18 protein-coding genes are annotated in these 18,597 nt (G+C 66.8%); 10 read left to right on the forward strand and 8 right to left on the reverse strand.

The features are described 5' to 3' along the window. Positions 1–5: 5 nt before the first annotated feature. Together ACP26O_RS30485 and ACP26O_RS30490 are read left to right on the forward strand one after the other, a co-directional pair. Positions 6–221 carry a hypothetical protein gene (locus tag ACP26O_RS30485; protein ID WP_105832875.1) on the forward strand — a complete coding sequence of 72 codons (216 nt, stop codon included), beginning with the start codon at positions 6–8 and terminating at the stop codon, positions 219–221. Between the two features lie 134 nt (positions 222–355). Continuing rightward, positions 356–640, forward strand: coding sequence for a hypothetical protein (locus ACP26O_RS30490; protein WP_006759566.1), 285 nt, complete (start codon positions 356–358; stop codon positions 638–640). A 317-nt stretch (positions 641–957) separates the two neighbouring features. Here ACP26O_RS30490 and ACP26O_RS30495 read toward each other — a convergent pair whose 3' ends face one another. The 5 genes from ACP26O_RS30495 to ACP26O_RS30515 form a co-directional block, all read right to left on the reverse strand. Continuing rightward, entirely contained in the window at positions 958–1,650 is a 693-nt protein-coding gene (locus ACP26O_RS30495) for a YoaK family protein (protein ID WP_175664577.1), read from the reverse strand. 89 nt (positions 1,651–1,739) lie between these two features. Further along, the gene (locus tag ACP26O_RS30500) at positions 1,740–2,186 is read right to left on the reverse strand and encodes a DoxX family protein (protein WP_175664576.1); all 447 of its coding nucleotides are present in this window, start codon (positions 2,184–2,186) and stop codon (positions 1,740–1,742) included. A gap of 1 nt (position 2,187) precedes the next feature. Continuing rightward, positions 2,188–4,080 carry an amidohydrolase gene (locus ACP26O_RS30505; RefSeq protein ID WP_175701352.1) on the reverse strand — a complete coding sequence of 631 codons (1,893 nt, stop codon included), beginning with the start codon at positions 4,078–4,080 and terminating at the stop codon, positions 2,188–2,190. 18 nt (positions 4,081–4,098) lie between these two features. Beyond that, positions 4,099–4,266 carry a DUF1427 family protein gene (locus ACP26O_RS30510; RefSeq protein ID WP_011660704.1) on the reverse strand — a complete coding sequence of 56 codons (168 nt, stop codon included), beginning with the start codon at positions 4,264–4,266 and terminating at the stop codon, positions 4,099–4,101. A 167-nt stretch (positions 4,267–4,433) separates the two neighbouring features. After that, entirely contained in the window at positions 4,434–5,120 is a 687-nt protein-coding gene (locus ACP26O_RS30515; protein WP_011656592.1) for a hydrolase, read from the reverse strand. 306 nt (positions 5,121–5,426) lie between these two features. On the opposite strand from ACP26O_RS30515, the gene ACP26O_RS30520 reads away from it, so the two are divergent. Both ACP26O_RS30520 and ACP26O_RS30525 read left to right on the forward strand, forming a co-directional pair. Then, positions 5,427–5,708 (forward strand): XapX domain-containing protein, encoded by a 282-nt coding sequence (locus ACP26O_RS30520; RefSeq protein WP_165754098.1) that lies wholly within the window; start codon positions 5,427–5,429, stop codon positions 5,706–5,708. Positions 5,709–5,783: 75 nt separating this feature from the next. Then, the gene (locus ACP26O_RS30525; RefSeq protein WP_175664574.1) at positions 5,784–6,692 is read left to right on the forward strand and encodes a LysR family transcriptional regulator; all 909 of its coding nucleotides are present in this window, start codon (positions 5,784–5,786) and stop codon (positions 6,690–6,692) included. Between the two features lie 94 nt (positions 6,693–6,786). Here the strand turns inward: ACP26O_RS30525 and ACP26O_RS30530 are convergent, their stop codons facing one another. From ACP26O_RS30530 to ACP26O_RS30540, 3 genes are all read right to left on the reverse strand, one after another. Then, a complete protein-coding gene (locus ACP26O_RS30530; protein ID WP_175664573.1) occupies positions 6,787–8,562 on the reverse strand; it encodes a winged helix-turn-helix domain-containing protein in 1,776 nt (591 codons plus the stop codon). Positions 8,563–8,927: 365 nt separating this feature from the next. Next, positions 8,928–9,749 carry an alpha/beta fold hydrolase gene (locus ACP26O_RS30535; RefSeq protein WP_011660708.1) on the reverse strand — a complete coding sequence of 274 codons (822 nt, stop codon included), beginning with the start codon at positions 9,747–9,749 and terminating at the stop codon, positions 8,928–8,930. 69 nt (positions 9,750–9,818) lie between these two features. Continuing rightward, a complete protein-coding gene (locus ACP26O_RS30540) occupies positions 9,819–10,244 on the reverse strand; it encodes a DUF3331 domain-containing protein (RefSeq protein WP_041491761.1) in 426 nt (141 codons plus the stop codon). Between the two features lie 556 nt (positions 10,245–10,800). Between ACP26O_RS30540 and ACP26O_RS30545 the strand changes: the two genes are divergently transcribed. The 6 genes from ACP26O_RS30545 (at position 10,801) to ACP26O_RS30570 (ending at position 18,434) form a co-directional block, all read left to right on the forward strand. Next, on the forward strand, positions 10,801–11,622 hold the full coding sequence (locus ACP26O_RS30545; RefSeq protein WP_175664782.1) for an alpha/beta fold hydrolase: 822 nt from the start codon (positions 10,801–10,803) through the stop codon (positions 11,620–11,622). A 330-nt stretch (positions 11,623–11,952) separates the two neighbouring features. Beyond that, a complete protein-coding gene (locus ACP26O_RS30550) occupies positions 11,953–13,233 on the forward strand; it encodes a cytochrome c (protein ID WP_175664572.1) in 1,281 nt (426 codons plus the stop codon). After that, complete coding sequence (locus tag ACP26O_RS30555) at positions 13,230–13,730, forward strand: (2Fe-2S)-binding protein (RefSeq protein WP_175664571.1); 501 nt, start codon at positions 13,230–13,232, stop codon at positions 13,728–13,730. Before ACP26O_RS30550 ends, ACP26O_RS30555 begins: the two co-directional genes overlap by 4 nt. Continuing rightward, on the forward strand, positions 13,730–15,991 hold the full coding sequence (locus ACP26O_RS30560; protein ID WP_175664570.1) for a xanthine dehydrogenase family protein molybdopterin-binding subunit: 2,262 nt from the start codon (positions 13,730–13,732) through the stop codon (positions 15,989–15,991). The genes ACP26O_RS30555 and ACP26O_RS30560 overlap by 1 nt, the downstream gene beginning before the upstream one ends. 67 nt (positions 15,992–16,058) lie before the next feature. After that, positions 16,059–16,976 carry a LysR family transcriptional regulator gene (locus tag ACP26O_RS30565; protein ID WP_011660714.1) on the forward strand — a complete coding sequence of 306 codons (918 nt, stop codon included), beginning with the start codon at positions 16,059–16,061 and terminating at the stop codon, positions 16,974–16,976. Positions 16,977–17,216: 240 nt separating this feature from the next. After that, positions 17,217–18,434, forward strand: coding sequence for an MFS transporter (locus ACP26O_RS30570; protein ID WP_012371990.1), 1,218 nt, complete (start codon positions 17,217–17,219; stop codon positions 18,432–18,434). Positions 18,435–18,597: the final 163 nt, after the last annotated feature.

An 18,597-nucleotide genomic window follows, 5' to 3' on the forward strand; every position in this document is an offset into this window, starting at 1 on the left:
AGCACATGCTCTTCAATTCGACACGGTTCCGAATCGATCCGACACCACGCCGGGCCGATGGACAGTACATCGCACATGCGAGGATTACCACGTTGCTCGTCGACGGAGATGAGCGGCAGGTACTCTGCAGCGGCGACCTGGCCGCCTTCGAACGCCGCGATGAGGCAGTTGCGTACGCAGCGAAATGGGGAGAAGGTTGGTTGACGGCGCAATTTGGCTGAAAATGGGAAAGTCGGCGCACGCACGTGAAGCACGTCGCTGACGGCCTCTTCCTTCCATATCGATCGCCCCGCGCAGGGACCAGACTGGAAGGAGTCCGATTTGCCAACGCCGTCCGAGAAGAAGCCACGCCGCGATGATCACTGACCCAACATCCGTACCGCACTACCTCGTCCTGCTGAGCGGCTGGCAGCCCTATGTGCTGGATATGGAGCGCGTCGTGATCCGGCGGGAAGCCAGTCGATTGTTGCTTGCGTTTGCGCGGACGCGTGGAAAACTCGAGCGTATCGACGGTGATGAATGGAACATGTTTTCCGACGCACAAAACCTGTCGACCCTCGAGCGTGGGCAGGCGCGGTTCTACGCACTGGTAAAAGGGACCGAAACCGAGCATCAGCTGCGGTTGCTGACCGTTCTCTGAAACTGGATTTTCGAGTGGAGCACGGCGCGGTGAGATTCGACCGCGCTACCTGAATACCGATCGTTCCGTCCACCGCACGCAAGGCCCAGCATGAAACTGGTTTTGGTAGGTGCTTTGTTGTGCTGTGTGATCGTCTTCCTGTTCTGGGGCAACCCGCGAGACGGCGACCGGTAGCGCATCCGTCGCCGTCGTACGACCTCGAGTCGATGGCGTAAGAAGAGCGCCGCCGCGCACACTCCAGCAGCGCCCTCGCTCATCCGAACGAAGACCGCTTTGCGCCGACGGCCTGCCGCCTGCCGCGCGGCGTGTCGACCAACTCAACTCCGCACGGCAGGCGCCGCGTCATGCGCGCCGGACGTCAATGCCAGTGCCGCAAGCGCGCCAGCCGGCGCGAGCAGCGCCCAGAATCCGATGTAGCGAAAGCCGAGCGCGCCCGCCATTGCACCCAGCGCGAACGCGATGATCGCCGGCAGCATCTTGCCGAACCGTGCGCGTGCGGCCACGCGCGCGCTGTCGGCCGTGCCGGCCGACAACAGGTCGACGACATCGAGAATCGCCTGCGTGACGTTGCCCGTCATCACCGTGTTCGGCACGCTTGCGCGCGCGATCACGCGGGGATGCGCGTTCTGCACACCCATCGCGAACGTGCCGACGATGCCGGCCAACAGCACCGGCAGGCTGTCGGACTGCGTGACGGGCGTCGCCCACACACCGGCCGCACAGAAGCCGAGCAGCATCACGGCCTGCACCGCATACAGCGCACGCGCGCCCTGCCATGCCGGCCGCGCGGACAACGATCGCGCGATCAGGCTCGCCGCGATGACGCCGCATATGAAGGCGGGAAACACGCTCAGTTTCAGCACGAGGCCCTGCCCGAATCCGGCAACGCCGGCGCCGATCAGCACGAAGTTGCCCGTCACGTGTGCGGTGAACAGCCCGAACAGCGAGACGAAGCTCAGCGTATCGACGAACCCGGCGACCGCGGAAAGAAGGGTGTCTTCAGATTTCAATTCGTGATGTTTGCGTAAAGGTTGGGCGACGCGGCGACCTTGGATGGCACGGTTGCCGCGTCGCGTTCGCGGGAGGGCCGACCCGGCGTTCAGGGATTGCCGTCGCCCTCCCCCCGTTGAATATCGCCGACGATGGTGACAAGGACGAGCGCCGCAATCAAGCCCAGATGCTCAAAAAAGCTGTTCAGCGCCATGAAATGTTCGGCACCCGAGCGGTTCCAGAAATCGTTCGCCACGACCATCGCGACCAGCGTCAGCATGCCGAGGCTGCCCGCGCCGAGCCACGTGAAGCGGCGAAACACCACGCACAGCGAGCCGCCGATCTCTACCGCAATCGCCAGCGCCGCCCACAGCGCGGGCGGGTGCAGGCCGAAATGCGCCTGCTCCGCGACCGCATCGCCGAAGTGCATCGCCTTGTTCACCCCGCCGATCAGGAACGCGGAAACGAGCGCGAGCCGGACCAGCGATCCGACCCATGGCTGGGAAAGAAGCGCGCGAATCCACCCGGGGCTACATCGGCCGGTCAGGGTCGTCATGTCAGACCGCCCAGCATGAACAGCCGAACGCGCCCCAGAAACCCTTCGCGTCCGACGTCGGCAACGTGCGGCCCCATGCGCTCGCATGCGCATGGCCGTGCATCCCGCACGCGGTCGAACAAGCGCACGCGGCAGCGGCCGCTGCTGCTCGCTGCAGCGGCGCGCCCTCACGCTGCGTCGCGCCCCAGCCGCCATAGCCGCCGTACGCGCGCACCGGCGACCAGTCCGGCATCGCCGGCGGAATCGGCATATCGTGCGACGCGAACGGCCCGGTACCCCACACGATCCGGCCGCCGACCACCGTCAGCAACGCGGTCGTGTCGGCGATATCGTCCTCCGCGCACGTGAAGAAATCACGATCGGGGACCATCAGGTCAGCCAGTTGCCCGACCGCGATGCGGCCCTTCTTGCCCACTTCGTTCGAGAACCACGTCACGTACTCGGTCCACATGCGCAGCGCGGTTTCGCGATCGAGCAGGTTGCGCTGCGGATACAGGCGCGTGCCGCCGACCGTCTTGCCCGTCACGAGCCACGCGAGCGACACCCACGGGTTGTACGACGCCACGCGCGTCGCGTCCGTGCCGGCCGACACCTTGATGCCCTTGGACAGCATCTTCGCGACCGGCGGCGTCGCCTCGGCCGCCTGCGCGCCGTAACGCTCGACGAAGTACTCGCCCTGATACGCCATCCGGTGCTGCACCGCGATGCCGCCGCCGAGCGCCGCGATCCGGTCCATCGATCGCTCGGAGATCGTTTCCGCGTGATCGAAGAACCAGTTCAGCCCTTCGAGCGGGATGTCCTCGTTGACCTTCTCGAATACGTCGAGCGCGCGGCTGATCGTTTCTTCGTAGGTCGCATGCATGCGCCACGGCCAGCGGTTCTGCGCGAGCACGCGCACCACGCCTTCGAGATCGTCCTCCATCTGCGCGGGCAGATCCGGACGCGCGACGCGGAAGTCCTCGAAGTCGGCCGCGGAAAACACCAGCATCTCGCCCGCGCCGTTGTGGCGGAAGTAGTCGGTGCCGTCGTGATACTTGACGCTCTTGGTCCAGTTCACGAAATCTTCCTTCTCCGCGTTCGGCTTCTGCGTGAACAGGTTGTACGCGATGCGGATCGTCATCTCGCCCGCGTCGTGCAGCTGGCGGATCACTTCGTAATCGTCGGGGTAGTTCTGCGAGCCACCGCCCGCGTCGATCACGCCCGTCACGCCGAGCCGGTTCAGCTCGCGCATGAAGTGGCGCGTCGAGTTGTACTGGTACTCGAACGGCAGCTTCGGGCCCTTCGCGAGCGTCGCGTAGAGGATCGTCGCGTTCGGGTTCGCGAGCAGCAGGCCGGTCGGGTTGCCCGCGGCATCACGCAGGATCGTGCCGCCCGGCGGCTCCGGCGTGTCCTTCGTATAACCGACGACGCGCAGCGCGGCCGCGTTCAGCAGCGCGCGATCGTACAGGTGCAGGATGAACACCGGCGTATCGGGTGCGGCCGCGTTGAGCTCGTCGATCGTCGGCAGGCGCTTCTCGGCAAACTGATGTTCGGTGAAGCCGCCGACCACGCGCACCCATTGCGGCGCGGGCGTGATCGCGACCTGCTGCCGCAGCATCTCCATCGCGACGGCGAGCGAGCGCACGCCGTCCCAGCGCAGCTCCATGTTGTAGTTCAGGCCGCCGCGAATCACGTGCGTATGGTTGTCGGTCAGGCCGGGCAGCACCGCGCGGCCGTCGAGGTCGACGACCTTCGTTGCGCGGCCCGCGAGCGGCATCACGTCCGCGTTGCTGCCGACCGCGACGAAGCGGCCGTCCTTGATCGCCACCGCGGCGGCGACGGGGTTCGCACGGTCGAGCGTCGTGATGCGCCCGTTGTGCAGGATCAGATCCGGTTGGGTATCGGTTGCGGTCATTGCGTCACCTCACTTCGATCAAAGGCCGATGAGCTGCTTGAGGGCGGGGACCGCCTGCACGCCAATCAACATGCCGAGCAACCCGACCAGGGCGATCAGCGGCGGTGCGGGAGAGCGAACCTTGATAGCGCTGTAGATCACGCCTATCAGCAGGCCCGCACCAAGGGAAACCAGATAAGGTTCCATACGATCAATCTCTCGAACAAATTGGAATGCAGGCGGATGCCCTGCAAACGCTCCGCGGGCGGCCTGCGCGGATGAACCGCGTCACGCCGCCCGCATTGACGTATCACCGCCGCGGCGCGCTCATCGAGCACGACGCGGCGGCATCGATACTGTCCCGAGTGGGCGCGTTACTTCGCCGGCACCGGCGGAATCGACTCGTGCGGCGTCGCCGTGCGTTGCGGTGCCTTGTGGACCATCGTGTACGCGTAGTCGACGCCCATCCCGTACGCGCCCGAATGCTCCTTCGCGATCGCCATCACAGCGTCGTAGCTGTCGCGGCGTGCCCAGTCGCGTTGCCATTCGAGCAGCACCTGCTGCCACGTAACGGGAACCACGCCGGCCTGCACCATGCGCTGCATCGCGATGTCGTGCGCGGCCTGCGACGTGCCGCCCGATGCGTCGGCCACCATGTAGATCTCGTAGTCGCCTTCGAGCATCGCGCACAGTGCGAACGTCGTGTTGCAGACTTCGGTCCACAGGCCCGACACGACCACCTTCTTGCGGCCGTTCGCGGCCAGTGCGTCACGCACCTTCTGGTCGTCCCACGAGTTCATCGACGTGCGTTCGAGCGTCTTCTGGTTCGGGAACACGTCGAGCAGCTCGGGATAGGTGTGGCCCGAGAAGCTGTCGCTTTCGACCGTCGTGATCGTGGTCGGGATGTTGAAGACCTTCGCAGCCTTCGCCAGGCCCACGACGTTGTTCTTCAGCACCTGGCGATCGATCGACTGCACGCCGAACGCCATCTGCGGCTGCTGGTCGATGAAGATCAGCTGGCTGTTCTGGGGGGTGAGTACTTCAAGCTTCGGATTGCTCATGGCGATCATGTCCTTTGACGTGGAGAAAAATAAAGCCTGGCTCGCCGGCAAGCCGGGGGCCCGATGTGCTGTGCTGGGAGGTTTTTCCTGCCAACGTCTTCCATTCAACATGTAAACTCGAAGCAATGCCAATTAATCGTTCTGTTTAAAAACACGCTGAAAACCGATCCTGAAAAGATCTTAAATCGGGGGAATTTTCGCGCCGCGCCCGCGATGACCTGATAGGCTGTTTTTCGACTTCGTCGGTTCATCGGCGGGGATTTATTCGCACCTTCCACACGGTTGTCACCCACTTCAATTTATATTATGAAACCGTACGTTTCGTCGCTATTGGCCGGCATTCTCGCCGGCGCCGTCTACGCGTTGATCGGCGTGCAAGCGCCCGCGCCGCCCACCATTGCGCTGGCCGGGCTGTTGGGCATCCTGGCCGGCGAACAGATCCTGCCGGTCGCTCGCCGGATGCTCGCGGGCATCCACCTGAAGGCCGCATGGAGCGAAGCGAAGTGCACGCAGCACATGTTCGGCTCGCTGCCCGGCGCGCAGCCGTCCAACGCCGCGGCGAAGCACCACGAGTCGACGCCGACCTGACGGATCGCTATTGACTGGACAAAGGGGCTCGGCGCGTTAACATGACGGCCCGACGCCCTGCCTGTGAAATCCATCATGAAGCTGTCATTCGAAGCGCTCGAAGCGCTGGACGCGATCGACCGTACCGGCACGTTCGCCGAAGCCGCGGAACTGCTGCATCGCGTCCCATCGGCCCTGACTTACCTCGTGCACAAGCTCGAGGGCGACCTCGGCGTCGCGCTGTTCGACCGCAGCGGACGCCGTGCGAAGCTCACGCATGCGGGTCGCGTCGTCGTCGAAGAAGGCCGGCGGCTCCTGCATGCGGCCGAGCAACTCGAACTCAAGGCGCAGCGCGCGCAGCAAGGCTGGGAAACCGAGCTGCGCATCTGTATCGACGAGATCCTGCCGTTCGACGCGCTATGGCCCCACGTGCATGCGTTCTACGGGCTCGAAATGGACACGCGGCTGCGGCTCTCGACCGAAGTCCTCGGTGGTACGTGGGACGCGCTGGTGGCGCGCCGCGCGGATCTCGTCGTCGGCGCGACGGGCGAGCCGCCGGAGCTGCCGGGCATCGTCACGCGGCCGATCGGCACGCTCACGCACGTGTTCGCGATCGCGCCCACCCATCCGCTCGCGGCCCTGCCCGAACCGCTGTCGATGGCGTCGATCGTCGAGTACCGCGGCGCCGTGATCAGCGACACGTCCCGCGAACTGCAGCCGCGCTCGGTCGCGATCGATGCCGGGCAGCCGACGCTCGCGGTACCGACCCTCGCGGCAAAACTGGCCGCGCAGTGCGAAGGGCTCGCCGTGGGCACGCTGCCGGACTGCATCGCGGCGCGCGCGATCGCACAGGGCAAGCTCGTCGCCCGCCAGGTGACCGGCATGCGCGACACGACGCATTGCTACATGGCGTGGCGCGCCGACGAAGCCGGCCGCGCGTTGCGCTGGTGGGTCGAGCAGCTCGATCGCCCCGATCTCGTCGACCGGTTTCTCGCGCTTGCGTGATCCTGCCGCGGACGCGCTTCATTTCCTTCTCGCGTCACGCGTCCGGATCTGCGCATCGCACCGAACGTCGTGATCGCGCCGCTCGCGTGCGTCGTTACGGTTCGTCGCCTGTCTCGCAAGCGAGCGCATCCGCTTCGGGCCACGCGTCGTGAATGCCGCGGCTTGATCCGCCGCCCTGCGCAAGCGCCGCGGTATACGCGGCCAGCAGCCGCTTGCGCGCATCGTCTTGCGAAGGCGTCGCATCCAGATCCCGCATCGCGTCGAGCGCCACGCGCGCGCGTTCGCGACACTCGTCCACGAGCGACAGGTCCAGCAGGCACGGCACCGCCACGGCCGCCAGCGCGATGCCGGTCTCCGCGTGGCCGTCCGGCGAAAACGCCCAGTCGAGCGCCGCGCGCAGATTGCCGAGTTCGCGGCGTACCAGATCGCGCCGCGCTTCAGGCGACGACCCATCGCCGCCGTCGGGCGCCAGCGTGAACAACGCAAGAAAGTAGTTCGCGTGCGCGAGCGCGGCGGCCGCGCTTTCGCCGTTGTTCTCGAGCTGCTGCAGCGCATACGCGCGCGTCGTGGTCAACAGCCGGTAGCGCGGCACGCCGTGCGCATTCTCGACGTTCACGAGCGACTTCGACACCAGTCCGGCGATCGTGTCGAGCAGGTCCGCATCAGCCAGCCCCGTCGTGCCGACGATGTCCCGCACCGCCTCGATCGAAAAACCGTCGCGGAACACGCCGAGCCAGCGCAACAGCACGCGCTCCGTGTCCCCCAGCAAGCGGTAGCTCCAGTCGTACATGGCCTGCAGCGTCCGGTGGCGTGGCAATGCCGTGCGAAAGCCGCCGGTCAGCAATCGGAAATGGTCGTCGAGATGATCGGCCAGCACGTCGATGCCGAGCACGGCCGCACGGGCGGCGGCCAGCTCGATCGCCAGCGGCAGGCCGTCGAGATGCCGGCACACCGACGCCATCAGCGACACGCTGCGTTCGTCGAGCGGAAAGCGCGGATCGGCGGCGCACGCGCGTGCCGCGAACAATTGCACCGCGCTTGCGCCCAGCGTGTCGGCCGCGCCGGCACCTTCGTCGCCGACCTCGAGCGGTGGCACCGGGCACTGTCGCTCGCCGTGGATCCGAAGCGCCTCGCGGCTGGTCGCCAGCACGCGCAGCCCGGTGTCGGACTCGGTCAGCACGGCGGCGATTCGCGCGGCTGCGTCCAGCAGATGCTCGCAGTTGTCGAGCACGAGCAACATCCTGCGATGCGCGACGCTCGCGAGCACCGCTTCGAGCGTCAACGGGCGGGTGGGCAGCGCAAGGTCCAGCGCGTCGGCCAGCGCGGCGGGGACGAATTGCGGGCACGCGACCGTCGCCAGCGACACGAACGCCGTGCCATCCGGAAAGCGCGCCTCGGCCCGGAGCGCGGCTTCGACCGCGACGCGCGTCTTGCCGATGCCGCCCGCGCCGACCAGCGTCACGACGCGCGACGCGTCGAGCGCCGCGAGGACATCGGCGACCATCTGCTCGCGCCCGACGAGCGCGGTCGGTGCGGGTGCGAGCCGGGACGTCGCGGGGCGCACGGCAGCCGCGCCTTCGGCGGGTTCGCTGACGAGCCGATAGCCGCGCCCCGGCACCGTGACGATCAGATGCCGGTCCTGGCCCAGCGCCTTGCGCAACGACGCGATATGCACCTGCAGGTTGTTTTCTTCCACGAACGTGTGCGGCCATACGCGCTGCATGATCTCGTCTTTCGAGACCAGCGCGCCATTTGCCTGAATCAGGAGTTCGAGAATTTCGAATGCACGGCTGCCGATGCGCAACAATTCGCCGTTCGCGCGAATTTCACGTCTGTCGAGAAAAACGTGAAGCGTTCCAATGCGGATCATGGGAGGGTCTAATCGATGGCATTTATCGATGTCAGTCGAAATGACACCGATTTGACACCCAATGCTACGGCATTTGCTACGTATGATGATTCAAATTATCAGAATGGAAAGAGCAAATTTTTTGAATCGTTGAAATCCGCGGGCCACGCATCTTCTGCGCATGACACCGCATGGCGCCGTTCATTCCCCACCGGCGAAGCCGGGATTCACCGATGAATTGGATTTCGTACGATTAAACCGCGATTCGATTGACGCGGAATTCGGGCGAGCCGCAGTTTCGGCTCGTGTTCGAACGCGCGGTTCGAGATGAGCCGCAGCAAGGACGCCGGACGGCTGTGTGGCCGCCCGGCTATGTCACGCCAACGTCACGCGCTGACGAACGCCAGCAGTTCGTCGTTCAATCGTTGGGCATGCGTCAGATACAGCGCATGCGGGCCGCCTTCGTAAACACTCAGCGTCGCATCCGGCACGCGCGCGGCGGTGGCCGCGGCCGTCAGCGCGAGCGGCGCCGTCTGGTCGTCGTCGCCATGAATCACGCGCGTCGGCACGTCGAACTTGTCGAGATCCGCCCGGAAATCGGTTTCGGAAAATGCGCGGACGCAATCGAGCGTGCCCTTCAATCCGGCCTGCAGCGCCATGAACGACGTCCAGTCGAGCGTGGCGCGCGAGATCGTCGAATCTGCCCGGTTCGAGCCGGTGAACAACGGCCAGAATTGCTCGAAGAACGCGGCGCGGTCCGCCACGATCGCCGAGCGAATGCCGTCGAACATCGCGACGTCGACGCCGTCCGGATGATCGTCGCGCCGCGCGATGAGCGGCGTCACCGAGCCGATCAGGACGGCCTTCGCGATGTGGCGCGTGCCGTGCCGGCCGATGTATCGGGCCACCTCGCCGCCGCCCATCGAAAAGCCGACGAGCGTCACGTCGCGCAATCCGAGCGTCTCGATCAGCGTCGCGAGATCGTCCGCCAGCGTGTCGTAGTCGTAGCCTGTCCACGGTTGGCCGGACCGGCCGAAACCGCGCCGGTCGTACGCGATGCCGCGAAAACCGTTCGATGCCAGATGATGCATCTGGACGTCCCACATGTCCGCATTCAGCGGCCACCCGTGAATGAACACGACGGGGCGCCCCGCGCCCCAGTCCTTGTAGTGAATCGAGACGCCGTCGCGTGTCGTGAACGTACTCATGAAGCTTCCTTGGCGAAGAAGAGGCAGCGGCGCCAGCCGCCGCCGGTGAATGGGGCGCACCGCTCCCGGTCAGGAACGGGACAGCCTGACGATGAACCGGTCCAGCTCGGACGCGAGGATCGCCTCCCAGCAATTCGCGGGACGCTTCGCGCCGCGCCACTGCGGCTTGTAGATCGCATCGCCGGGGCGAATCGGCAGGCCGGTCAGGGCGCAGCGCCCCGGCGAGCGGCACTTTGCGCTGATCCAGCGCTGCTCGTCATACCGGCAGTGGGTCGGATCGCTCCACGACACCAGCAGCGAGGAATCGGTCTGCCGCTCGACCGCGACGATCGCGCACCCGCGACGTGCGCCACCGCCGGACGCGCCGCGCGCGTCGTCGCGATGACGGCGGCGCGCCGCGTCCCGGTCGCGAAGATTCAGCGACGCGCAGCGGCTTGCGCCGGACGACGGATCGAGCAGCGTCATCACGTGCTCCCAGCGATCGAATGTGTCCATGACGGCGTATCCAGGCAAGTGGCGAGAGATTCGGACGTTTCGCATCCGCGCGCATCACGATCGTCATGCGCTCGCGCGAACCGGCAGCGACCCGCGACGGGACGGCTTGATGCTGACGATAGCGAGCGGCCGCTGAAGAGTCTTGCTTCCGATGCTTAATTGTTCTGGCGGCCTGGCTCGCGCGCCACACCGACCGGCCGGTTCATGAAAATTCAGCCGAATTTCAGTACACGCCGCAGGGCCGCGCGATAGGCTCCGGTCGACGTTCGTTCGCTCGCGTCGGGCGCCTGCCGGCACGCGACCGCGAACGCACGCCGGCTGCCGGCGCAGCGTGCCGCATGCGGGCAGATCCGGACCATCCATTCCAAACGACATCATTCCACCGCACGTACAAGGAGCCTCCATGCGTCCCGCAGACCTCGACGCCGTCCCCTCGGCACGCCGCCGCGACATGCTGCTTGCCGGCGCGACCGCCGTTGCAGCCGCCGCGCTGCCGGCCGCCGCCGCCGCTGCCGCCCCCAAACACGCGTCTTCCGGCCATCAAGGAACCCATCCGATGAACACGATCACCACGCAAGACGGTACGCAGATTTATTTCAAGGACTGGGGTAGCGGCCGTCCGGTCGTGTTCTCGCATGGCTGGCCGCTGTGCGCCGACGCATGGGACCCGCAGATGCTGTTCCTCGTGCAGCACGGCTACCGCGTGATCGCGCACGATCGCCGCGGTCACGGCCGCTCGAGCCAGCCGTCGCAAGGCAATGACATGGATACCTACGCGGACGATCTCGCCGCGCTGATGAACGCGCTGGACCTGCGCGAAGCGACGCTCGTCGGCCACTCCACCGGCGGCGGCGAAGTCGCCCACTACATCGGCCGTCACGGCACGAAGCGCGTGTCGAAGGCCGTGCTGATCGGCGCCGTGCCGCCGCAGATGGTGAAATCGCCGACCAATCCGGGCGGCCTGCCGATGGACGTATTCGACGGCATCCGCAAGAACGTCGCCGAGAACCGTTCGCAGTTCTACAAGGATCTCGCCGTGCCGTTCTTCGGCTTCAATCGTCCCAATGCGAAGGTGCAGCAGGGCACGATCGACGCATTCTGGGCACAGGGGATGATGGGCGGCGCCTATGGCCAGTATCTGTGCGTCAAGGAATTCTCCGAGGTCGACTACACCGAGGACCTGAAGAAGATCGACGTCCCGACGCTGATCCTGCACGGCGACGACGACCAGATCGTGCCGATCGACGATTCCGCGCGACTGTCGGCGAAGATCGTGAAGCACGCGCAGCTCAAGATCATCCCGGGCGGCGCGCACGGCATGTGCGTGGTCGATGCGGCGCGCATCAATGCCGAACTGCTCGCGTTCCTGAAGGCGTAAACATTGCCGCATGGCGCGCCGCGCGTCGACCTGCGTTGCGACACCATCCACGTGATGGCCGATCGCACGCAGGTTCGGCAGCGCTGAATCCGGTCACCCACGCGCTCGACGCGATGAACGGGCTGGCCGCGTCGAGCGAACCCGAATGTTCAGAACGTTTCAGCGCGCCTTCAGGAATTGGCGAGCGCGCACACGTAGACTGGTTTCACGAGCCGACGTGCGGGCGCTTGCCCGCGCATCGGCACCCTTCCTGGAGTGACGAATGATTTTCGGTGCATTTTGTCTCGCGCATCGAATCGGGTACGACCGGCCGATTCGCGTGGAGCACGCATGAAGCACAAACGACTCTGGCTCGGTGCGACCGGCGTCGCGATCGCGGGCCTCGCGATCGCCGTCGGCATCATGGTCCGGCCGTCGATCGCGCCGATCGAGCCGCCCGCACGCGCATCGTTCGATCCGCAACTCGTCCGGGCCGGCGCGCGCGTGGTCGCGCTCGGCGATTGCGTCGTCTGCCATACAGCGAAGGACGGCAAGCCGTTCGCCGGCGGGCTGCCGCTCGCGACGCCGTTCGGCACGATCTACGCGACCAACATCACGCCGGATGCCGATACGGGCATCGGCCGCTGGTCGCGCGACGCGTTCTCGCGCGCGCTGCGCACCGGCATCGCCCGCGACGGGCATCCGCTCTACCCCGCCTTTCCGTACATCCACTTCACGCGGATGTCCGACGACGAGATCACGGCGGCCTACGCGTACCTGATGACCCGCGAGCCGGTTCAAGCAAGCACGCCGAAGAACGACCTGATCTTCCCGCTGAACTTCCGCCCGCTCGTCGCGTTCTGGAACGTGCTGTTCCTGCACGAAGGCGCAAGCACCCCGGACCCTGCGCAATCCGCGCAGTGGAATCGCGGCAAGGCGCTGGTCGACGGCCTCGGCCACTGCGCGTCCTGCCATTCGCCGCTGAATGCGATCGGCGGCGAGAAAGCGGGCAAGGCATTCGACGGCGGCATCGTCGACGGATGGGAAGCCCCGCCGCTCAATACGCTCGGCCACGCGGCACGCCCGTGGACGCAGGCCCAACTGGTCGCGTATCTGCGCACCGGCCGCGCGAGCGAGCATGACGCGGCTGCCGGCCCGATGCTGCCCGTCACGCGCGATCTCGCGACCGTGCCCGCGGAAGACGTCGAGGCGATCGCCGCGTACATCCTGTCGATCCAGAAGCCTGCCGGCGCGCGGCCGGCGACGGCCGGCGCCGGACACAGCCCGACGACACCCGCCGGCCAACGCGGGGCGGTGCTGTTCCAGGCCTCGTGCGCGCAGTGTCACGGGCCGGCGGCGCCGATGCAATCGATCGGCGAGCGGCCGACGCTCGCGTTCAGCACGGCGATCGCCGCCGACACGCCGCGCAACGCGATCCAGATGATGTTCAACGGTATCGGCTGGCATGGCGAGGACACGCTGAACTACATGCCTTCATACCTCGACCAGTACGACGACCGCCAAATCGCGGATCTCGCCGCGTACATCCGCGAAACGTACTCCGATCGCCCCGCATGGAGCGACGTCGAAACCCTGGCCGCGAAACTCAGAAAGGAGGACCGCACGCGATGATCACCCTCACCGTGAATGGCGCGCGGCATACGCTCGACATCGACCCGTCCACGCCGCTGCTCTATGCGCTGCGCAACGACCTGCACCTGCACGGTGCGAAGTTCGGTTGCGGCCTCGGACAATGCGGCGCGTGCAGCGTGATCGTCGACGACAAGCCGATGTTCTCGTGCCTGATCCCGGTCGCCGCGATCGGCGCACGCAGCGTCAGGACCATCGAAAGCCTCGGCACCGCCGAGCGGCCGGGCAAGCTCCAGCAAGCGTTCATCGATCATCAGGCGGCGCAGTGCGGCTATTGCATCGCCGGGATGATCATGCGCGCGCAGGCGCTGCTCGAACGCAACCCGAAACCGACCGAACGCGAACTGCGCACCCACATGGAACCGAACCTGTGTCGTTGCGGCACTCACCTGCGGATCCTGGCGGCCGTGCGCCAGGTCGCGGGCCTGCCGGACCCGGAACCGGCCGGCGCGCCGGTCATGATCAGCAAAGGGCTCTGATGAACGCACCCGACGATATCGACGAAGGCCGCCGGCACTTCATGGTTTCCGGCGCGCTCTTCGTCGCGTTCAGCCTGGCGCCGGCCGCACGCGCCGCCGCCGAGGTCGTGATCGCGGACGAAGGCGCGGCGGTGCATGTATCGCGCGCCACCGAAACGCTGGCTGGCAGCCTGAAGACCAACCCGCTGCTGGATGCGTGGATCAAGATCACGCCCGACGGCAAGGTCACCGTGTTTACCGGCAAGGTCGAGCTCGGCACCGGCGTGCGCACCGCGTTGCTGCAGGTCGCGGCCGAGGAGCTGAACATGAAGCCCTCGCTGATCACGTTCCTGACCGCCGACACCGGCGCGTCGCCGGACGAGGGCCTGACCGCCGGCAGCCATACGATGGCGGACAGCGGCTCCGCGCTGCTGAACGCCGCCGCGCAGGTGCGCGCGCTGTTGGTCGACGGCGCGGCGAAGCAGTTCGGCGTCGATCCGCGCACGCTCACGGTCGCCGATGCGCTCATCAAGGCGCCGGACGGCCGCACCATGCGCTATGGCGACGCGGTCCGTACCGTCGACCTGCATCGCAACGCGACGCCCACCTCGCCGCTGAAGCCGCCTTCGACGTTCGCCGTGATCGGCACGTCGCTGCCGCGCGTCGATATTCCGAACAAAGTCACCGGTGGCGTCAGTTACGTGCAGGACATGGAACTGCCCGGCATGCTGCATGCACGCGTCGTGATGCCGCCGGTGTACGACGCGAAACTGCTGTCGTTCGACGAAGCCGCGATCCTGAAGATGCCGGGCGTCGTCCGGATCGTGCGCAACGGCAGCATGCTTGCCGTCGTCGCGCAGGGGGAATGGCAGGCCGTCGTCGCGCAGCGCGCGCTGGCCGCCGCGTGCCGCTGGTCGCCCGGTCGGGCGCTGCCCGATCGCAATACGGTTCATGAAGACCTGAAGCGGATCTCGACGCAGCACATCGAGATCGCCAATACGCATGCGCCGGCCGCGCCAGCGGTGAAGACGCTGAGCGCCACGTTCCTGAAGAATTACCTGCTGCACGGCTCGATCGGGCCGTCCTGCTCGGTCGCGCGTGTCGAGAACGGCATGCTGACCGTGTGGACCCACTCGCAGGGCGTGTATCCGCTGCGCGACGCGCTGGCCGAGATGCTGTCGATGCCGAAGGCGAACGTCCGCTGCATCCACACCGAGGGCTCCGGCTGCTACGGGCACAACGGCGCGGACGACGCGGCCGCGCATGCGGCGCTGATCGCCGCCGCGATGCCGGGCAAGCCGATTCGCGTCCAGTGGATGCGCGAACAGGAACATACGTGGGATCACTTCACGCCGGCGATGGTCACCGAGCTCAGCGCGTCGCTCGACGCCAGTGGCCGCATCGTCGACTGGAAGTACGCGCTGTGGAGCAGCTCGCACAACGAACGCATCGTCAATGCCGGCCGGCTGCTGCCCGCGCGGATGCTCGAGCCGCCGTTCGTCCCCGCGCCGTCGACGCCGATGCTGCAGCCCGAAGGCGGCGGCGATCGCAACGCGATCCCGCTGTATGCGCTGCCGAACATGCACATCGTGAACAACTTCTCGCCGACGATGCCGCTGCAGACGTCCGCGATGCGCTCGCTCGGCGCGCACACGAACATCTGGTCGATCGAAAGCTTCATGGACGAGCTTGCGCACGCCGCCGGCGTCGATCCCGTCGAATTCCGGCTGCGTCACATGCAGGATCACCGCGCGAGCCAGGTGATCAAGCTCGCCGCGACCAAGTTCGGCTGGCCGCGTCCGCCGCGCGCGCGCAACCGCGGTGTCGGCTTCGCGTTCGGCAAATACAAGAACCTGATGGCTTACGTCGCGATGGCGATCGAGATTTCGGTGGTGCCGGAGACGGGCCAGGTCACGCTCGAGCACGCGGAAGTCGCCGTCGACGCCGGGCAGGTCGTGTCGCCGGACGGCATCCGCAACCAGATCGAGGGCGGCATCGTGCAGGCCGCGAGCTGGACGCTGTACGAGGCGTTGAAATACGATACGCAGCGCATCCGCAGCTTCGACTGGAGCAGCTATCCGATCCTGCGCTTCTCGGCGGCGCCGCAAAGCGTGAAGGTCCATCTGATCAATCGCCCCGGCGCACCGTTTCTCGGCGCGGCCGAGGCGTCGATGGGGCCGACCGCCGGCGCGCTGGCCAACGCGATTTTCGACGCGACCGGCCAGCGCTTGCGCGAAATGCCGTTTGCCGGTGACGGGCTGAGGAAACGCATCGACGCATAGCATCACGACACAACCGATCGCGCCGGCACGAACCGGCGCCGACAACCGACAGGCTGGAGATTGAACGATGGATACCTTGCTTTCGATGCGCGTGTTTACGCGCATCGTCGAAACGGGCAGTTTCACGCGTGCGTCGGACACGACCGGGCTGACGACACCGCGCGTGTCCGCGCTGCTGAGCACGCTCGAACAGCACCTCGGTTGCCGGCTCTTGAACCGCACGACGCGCCGCATTTCGCTGACCGAGGACGGGCAGGCGTACTACGAGCGCTGCGTCGGGGTGCTGCGCGAAATCGACGACATGGAAGCGGCGGTATCGCAGGCGCGCAACGTGCCGCGCGGCCGCCTGAAAGTGAACCTGCCGCCCGCGATGGCCAAGCAGATCATGGTGCCCGCGCTGCCCGAATTTCTCGCCGCCCATCCGAACATCTCGATCGAACTCGGCGTGACCGATCGCCAGATCGACCTCGTCGGCGAGGGCGTCGATTGCGTGGTGCGCATCGGCGCGCTCGACGACTCGGGGATGATCGCCAGGCGGATCGGCAGCCTCACCACCTGCACGTGCGCGGCGCCCGCGTATCTCGACCGATGCGGCGCGCCCGAAACGGTCGACGAACTCGCGCAGCACGTCGCGATCAGCCATATCTCGGCCGATACCGGCCGCCCGCGGCCGTGGGACTACGTCGTCGACGGCGAAACGCGGATCGTGCAGATGTGCGGCACGGTCGCGGTGAACGACGCCGATACCTACATCGAGTGCGGCGTCGCGGGCATCGGCCTGATCAAGACCTCGCTGTACCTGGTCGAACCGTATCTGAAATCGGGACGCTTGCGCGAAGTGCTGACCGATTTCAACGCGCCGCCGCGGCCGATCTCGATCCTGTATCCGCCGAATCGGCATACGCCCGTCAAGCTCAAGATCTTCGTCGACTGGCTCACGAGCCTGTTCGCGCAGATTCCGACGCTGCAGGGCCAGCGCGGCTGAACGCCGCCACCGTCGGCCCTGCCCGGACCCCGCGTCCCGACCGTTTTCACGCCCCTGACACCGCGAGCGCTGCGCGCCTTTGCGCGGCACGCAATGCTCGATTGCGCGACGGACGTATTCCGTTGTCATCGCTCGATCAATAGTCTTGACGGCAATGCGGCGTGCATCGCTCGCCGCTTGCGAAATTGCACTGCGCCGCCCGGCAAACGGGCGTCCGACATCTCGTTCAAGGAGTCGACCATGTCAACGGAATCCCCCGCCCTCGCGGCCCACGGGCAGACGCCCAGGCTCACGCAGGGCCTCATCCTGCTGTTCGCGTTCAGTTGCGGCGCGATCGTCGCGAACCTGTACTACGCACAACCGATCACCGAGCTCATCGCGCCGGGGCTGCACATGTCCGGCGGGATGGCGAGCCTCATCGTGTCGCTGACGCAGATCGGCTATGCGCTCGGCCTGTTCTTCATCGTGCCGCTCGGCGATCTGCTCGAGAACCGCAAGCTGATGATCGTCACGGCCGTGATCTCGATCGCGAGCCTCGCCGCGGCCGCGGTCACGCGGACGCCCGGGCTGTTCCTCGCGATTTCGCTGCTGATCGGCTTCAGCTCGGTCGCCGTTCAGATCCTCGTCCCGCTCGCCGCGCACCTCGCGCCGGATCATTCGCGCGGCCGGGTGGTCGGCACGATCATGAGCGGGCTGCTGCTCGGCATCCTGCTCGCGCGCCCGCTGTCGAGCGTGGTGGCCGACGCGTTCGGCTGGCGCTTCGTGTTCGCGGCCGCCGCGGGGGTGATGACGCTCGTGACGGTGGTGCTCGCGCTGACGATTCCGTCGCGCCAGCCCGATCATCGCGCGACCTATTTCGACCTGATCGGCTCGCTGCTGCATCTGGTGCGCACGATGCCGGTGCTGCGCCATCGCGCGTTCTACCAGGGCCTCATGTTCGCGTCGTTCAGCCTGTTCTGGACCGCCGTGCCGGTCGAGCTGACGCGTCACTACGGGCTGTCGCAATCCGCCATCGGCCTGTTCGCGCTCGTCGGCGCGATCGGCGCGACGTCGGCACCGGTCGCCGGCCGCTTGGCGGATGCCGGCCACACCGTGCGGGCGACGCTGATCGCGCTGGTCGCCGGCGCGCTGTCGTATGCGGTCGCGCTGCTTCACGGCGTCGGCCTGTACGGCCTCGTCGTCACGGGCATCGTGCTCGATTTCGCGGTGCAGATGAACATGGTGCTCGGCCAGCGCGAGATCTACGCGCTGGATGCGACGAGCCGCAACCGTCTGAACGCGCTGTACATGACCAGCATCTTCGTCGGCGGCGCCATCGGCTCCGCGCTCGCGAGCCCGCTGTACGAGCACGGCGGCTGGCCGCTCGTCGCCGCGGTCGCCGGCGCATTCCCGATCGTCGCGCTCGCGCACTACCTCGCGATCGGCCGCCCGTACGCGCAACGCCACGCACGCACCTGAACCGGCGCCGGCCGCCGGTCGAGCGCACGCATGCCGCCCGGCTCGTGCGCGCGCCGGAGCGCCGCCGGCATGTCATTCCGACTTTCCACCGGGGCCGTTGTTTCGCCGTCCCACCGCTTGCGGTGCGATGTGCGACGCCCCTGCTCAACGCACAAGGAGTCCA

This window comes from Burkholderia sp. R-40, from assembly GCF_049942845.1.
GTDB lineage: Bacteria > Pseudomonadota > Gammaproteobacteria > Burkholderiales > Burkholderiaceae > Burkholderia > Burkholderia ambifaria.

Coding starts and splice junctions, on each gene's coding strand:
- ACP26O_RS30485 (WP_105832875.1), top strand. CDS start 6: ATGCTCTTCAATTCGACACGGTTCCGAATCGATCCGACACCACGCCGG.
- ACP26O_RS30490 (WP_006759566.1), top strand. CDS start 356: ATGATCACTGACCCAACATCCGTACCGCACTACCTCGTCCTGCTGAGC.
- ACP26O_RS30500 (WP_175664576.1), bottom strand. CDS start 2,186: ATGACGACCCTGACCGGCCGATGTAGCCCCGGGTGGATTCGCGCGCTT.
- ACP26O_RS30505 (WP_175701352.1), bottom strand. CDS start 4,080: ATGACCGCAACCGATACCCAACCGGATCTGATCCTGCACAACGGGCGC.
- ACP26O_RS30510 (WP_011660704.1), bottom strand. CDS start 4,266: ATGGAACCTTATCTGGTTTCCCTTGGTGCGGGCCTGCTGATAGGCGTG.
- ACP26O_RS30515 (WP_011656592.1), bottom strand. CDS start 5,120: ATGAGCAATCCGAAGCTTGAAGTACTCACCCCCCAGAACAGCCAGCTG.
- ACP26O_RS30520 (WP_165754098.1), top strand. CDS start 5,427: ATGAAACCGTACGTTTCGTCGCTATTGGCCGGCATTCTCGCCGGCGCC.
- ACP26O_RS30525 (WP_175664574.1), top strand. CDS start 5,784: ATGAAGCTGTCATTCGAAGCGCTCGAAGCGCTGGACGCGATCGACCGT.
- ACP26O_RS30530 (WP_175664573.1), bottom strand. CDS start 8,562: ATGATCCGCATTGGAACGCTTCACGTTTTTCTCGACAGACGTGAAATT.
- ACP26O_RS30535 (WP_011660708.1), bottom strand. CDS start 9,749: ATGAGTACGTTCACGACACGCGACGGCGTCTCGATTCACTACAAGGAC.
- ACP26O_RS30540 (WP_041491761.1), bottom strand. CDS start 10,244: ATGGACACATTCGATCGCTGGGAGCACGTGATGACGCTGCTCGATCCG.
- ACP26O_RS30545 (WP_175664782.1), top strand. CDS start 10,801: ATGAACACGATCACCACGCAAGACGGTACGCAGATTTATTTCAAGGAC.
- ACP26O_RS30550 (WP_175664572.1), top strand. CDS start 11,953: ATGAAGCACAAACGACTCTGGCTCGGTGCGACCGGCGTCGCGATCGCG.
- ACP26O_RS30555 (WP_175664571.1), top strand. CDS start 13,230: ATGATCACCCTCACCGTGAATGGCGCGCGGCATACGCTCGACATCGAC.
- ACP26O_RS30560 (WP_175664570.1), top strand. CDS start 13,730: ATGAACGCACCCGACGATATCGACGAAGGCCGCCGGCACTTCATGGTT.
- ACP26O_RS30565 (WP_011660714.1), top strand. CDS start 16,059: ATGGATACCTTGCTTTCGATGCGCGTGTTTACGCGCATCGTCGAAACG.
- ACP26O_RS30570 (WP_012371990.1), top strand. CDS start 17,217: ATGTCAACGGAATCCCCCGCCCTCGCGGCCCACGGGCAGACGCCCAGG.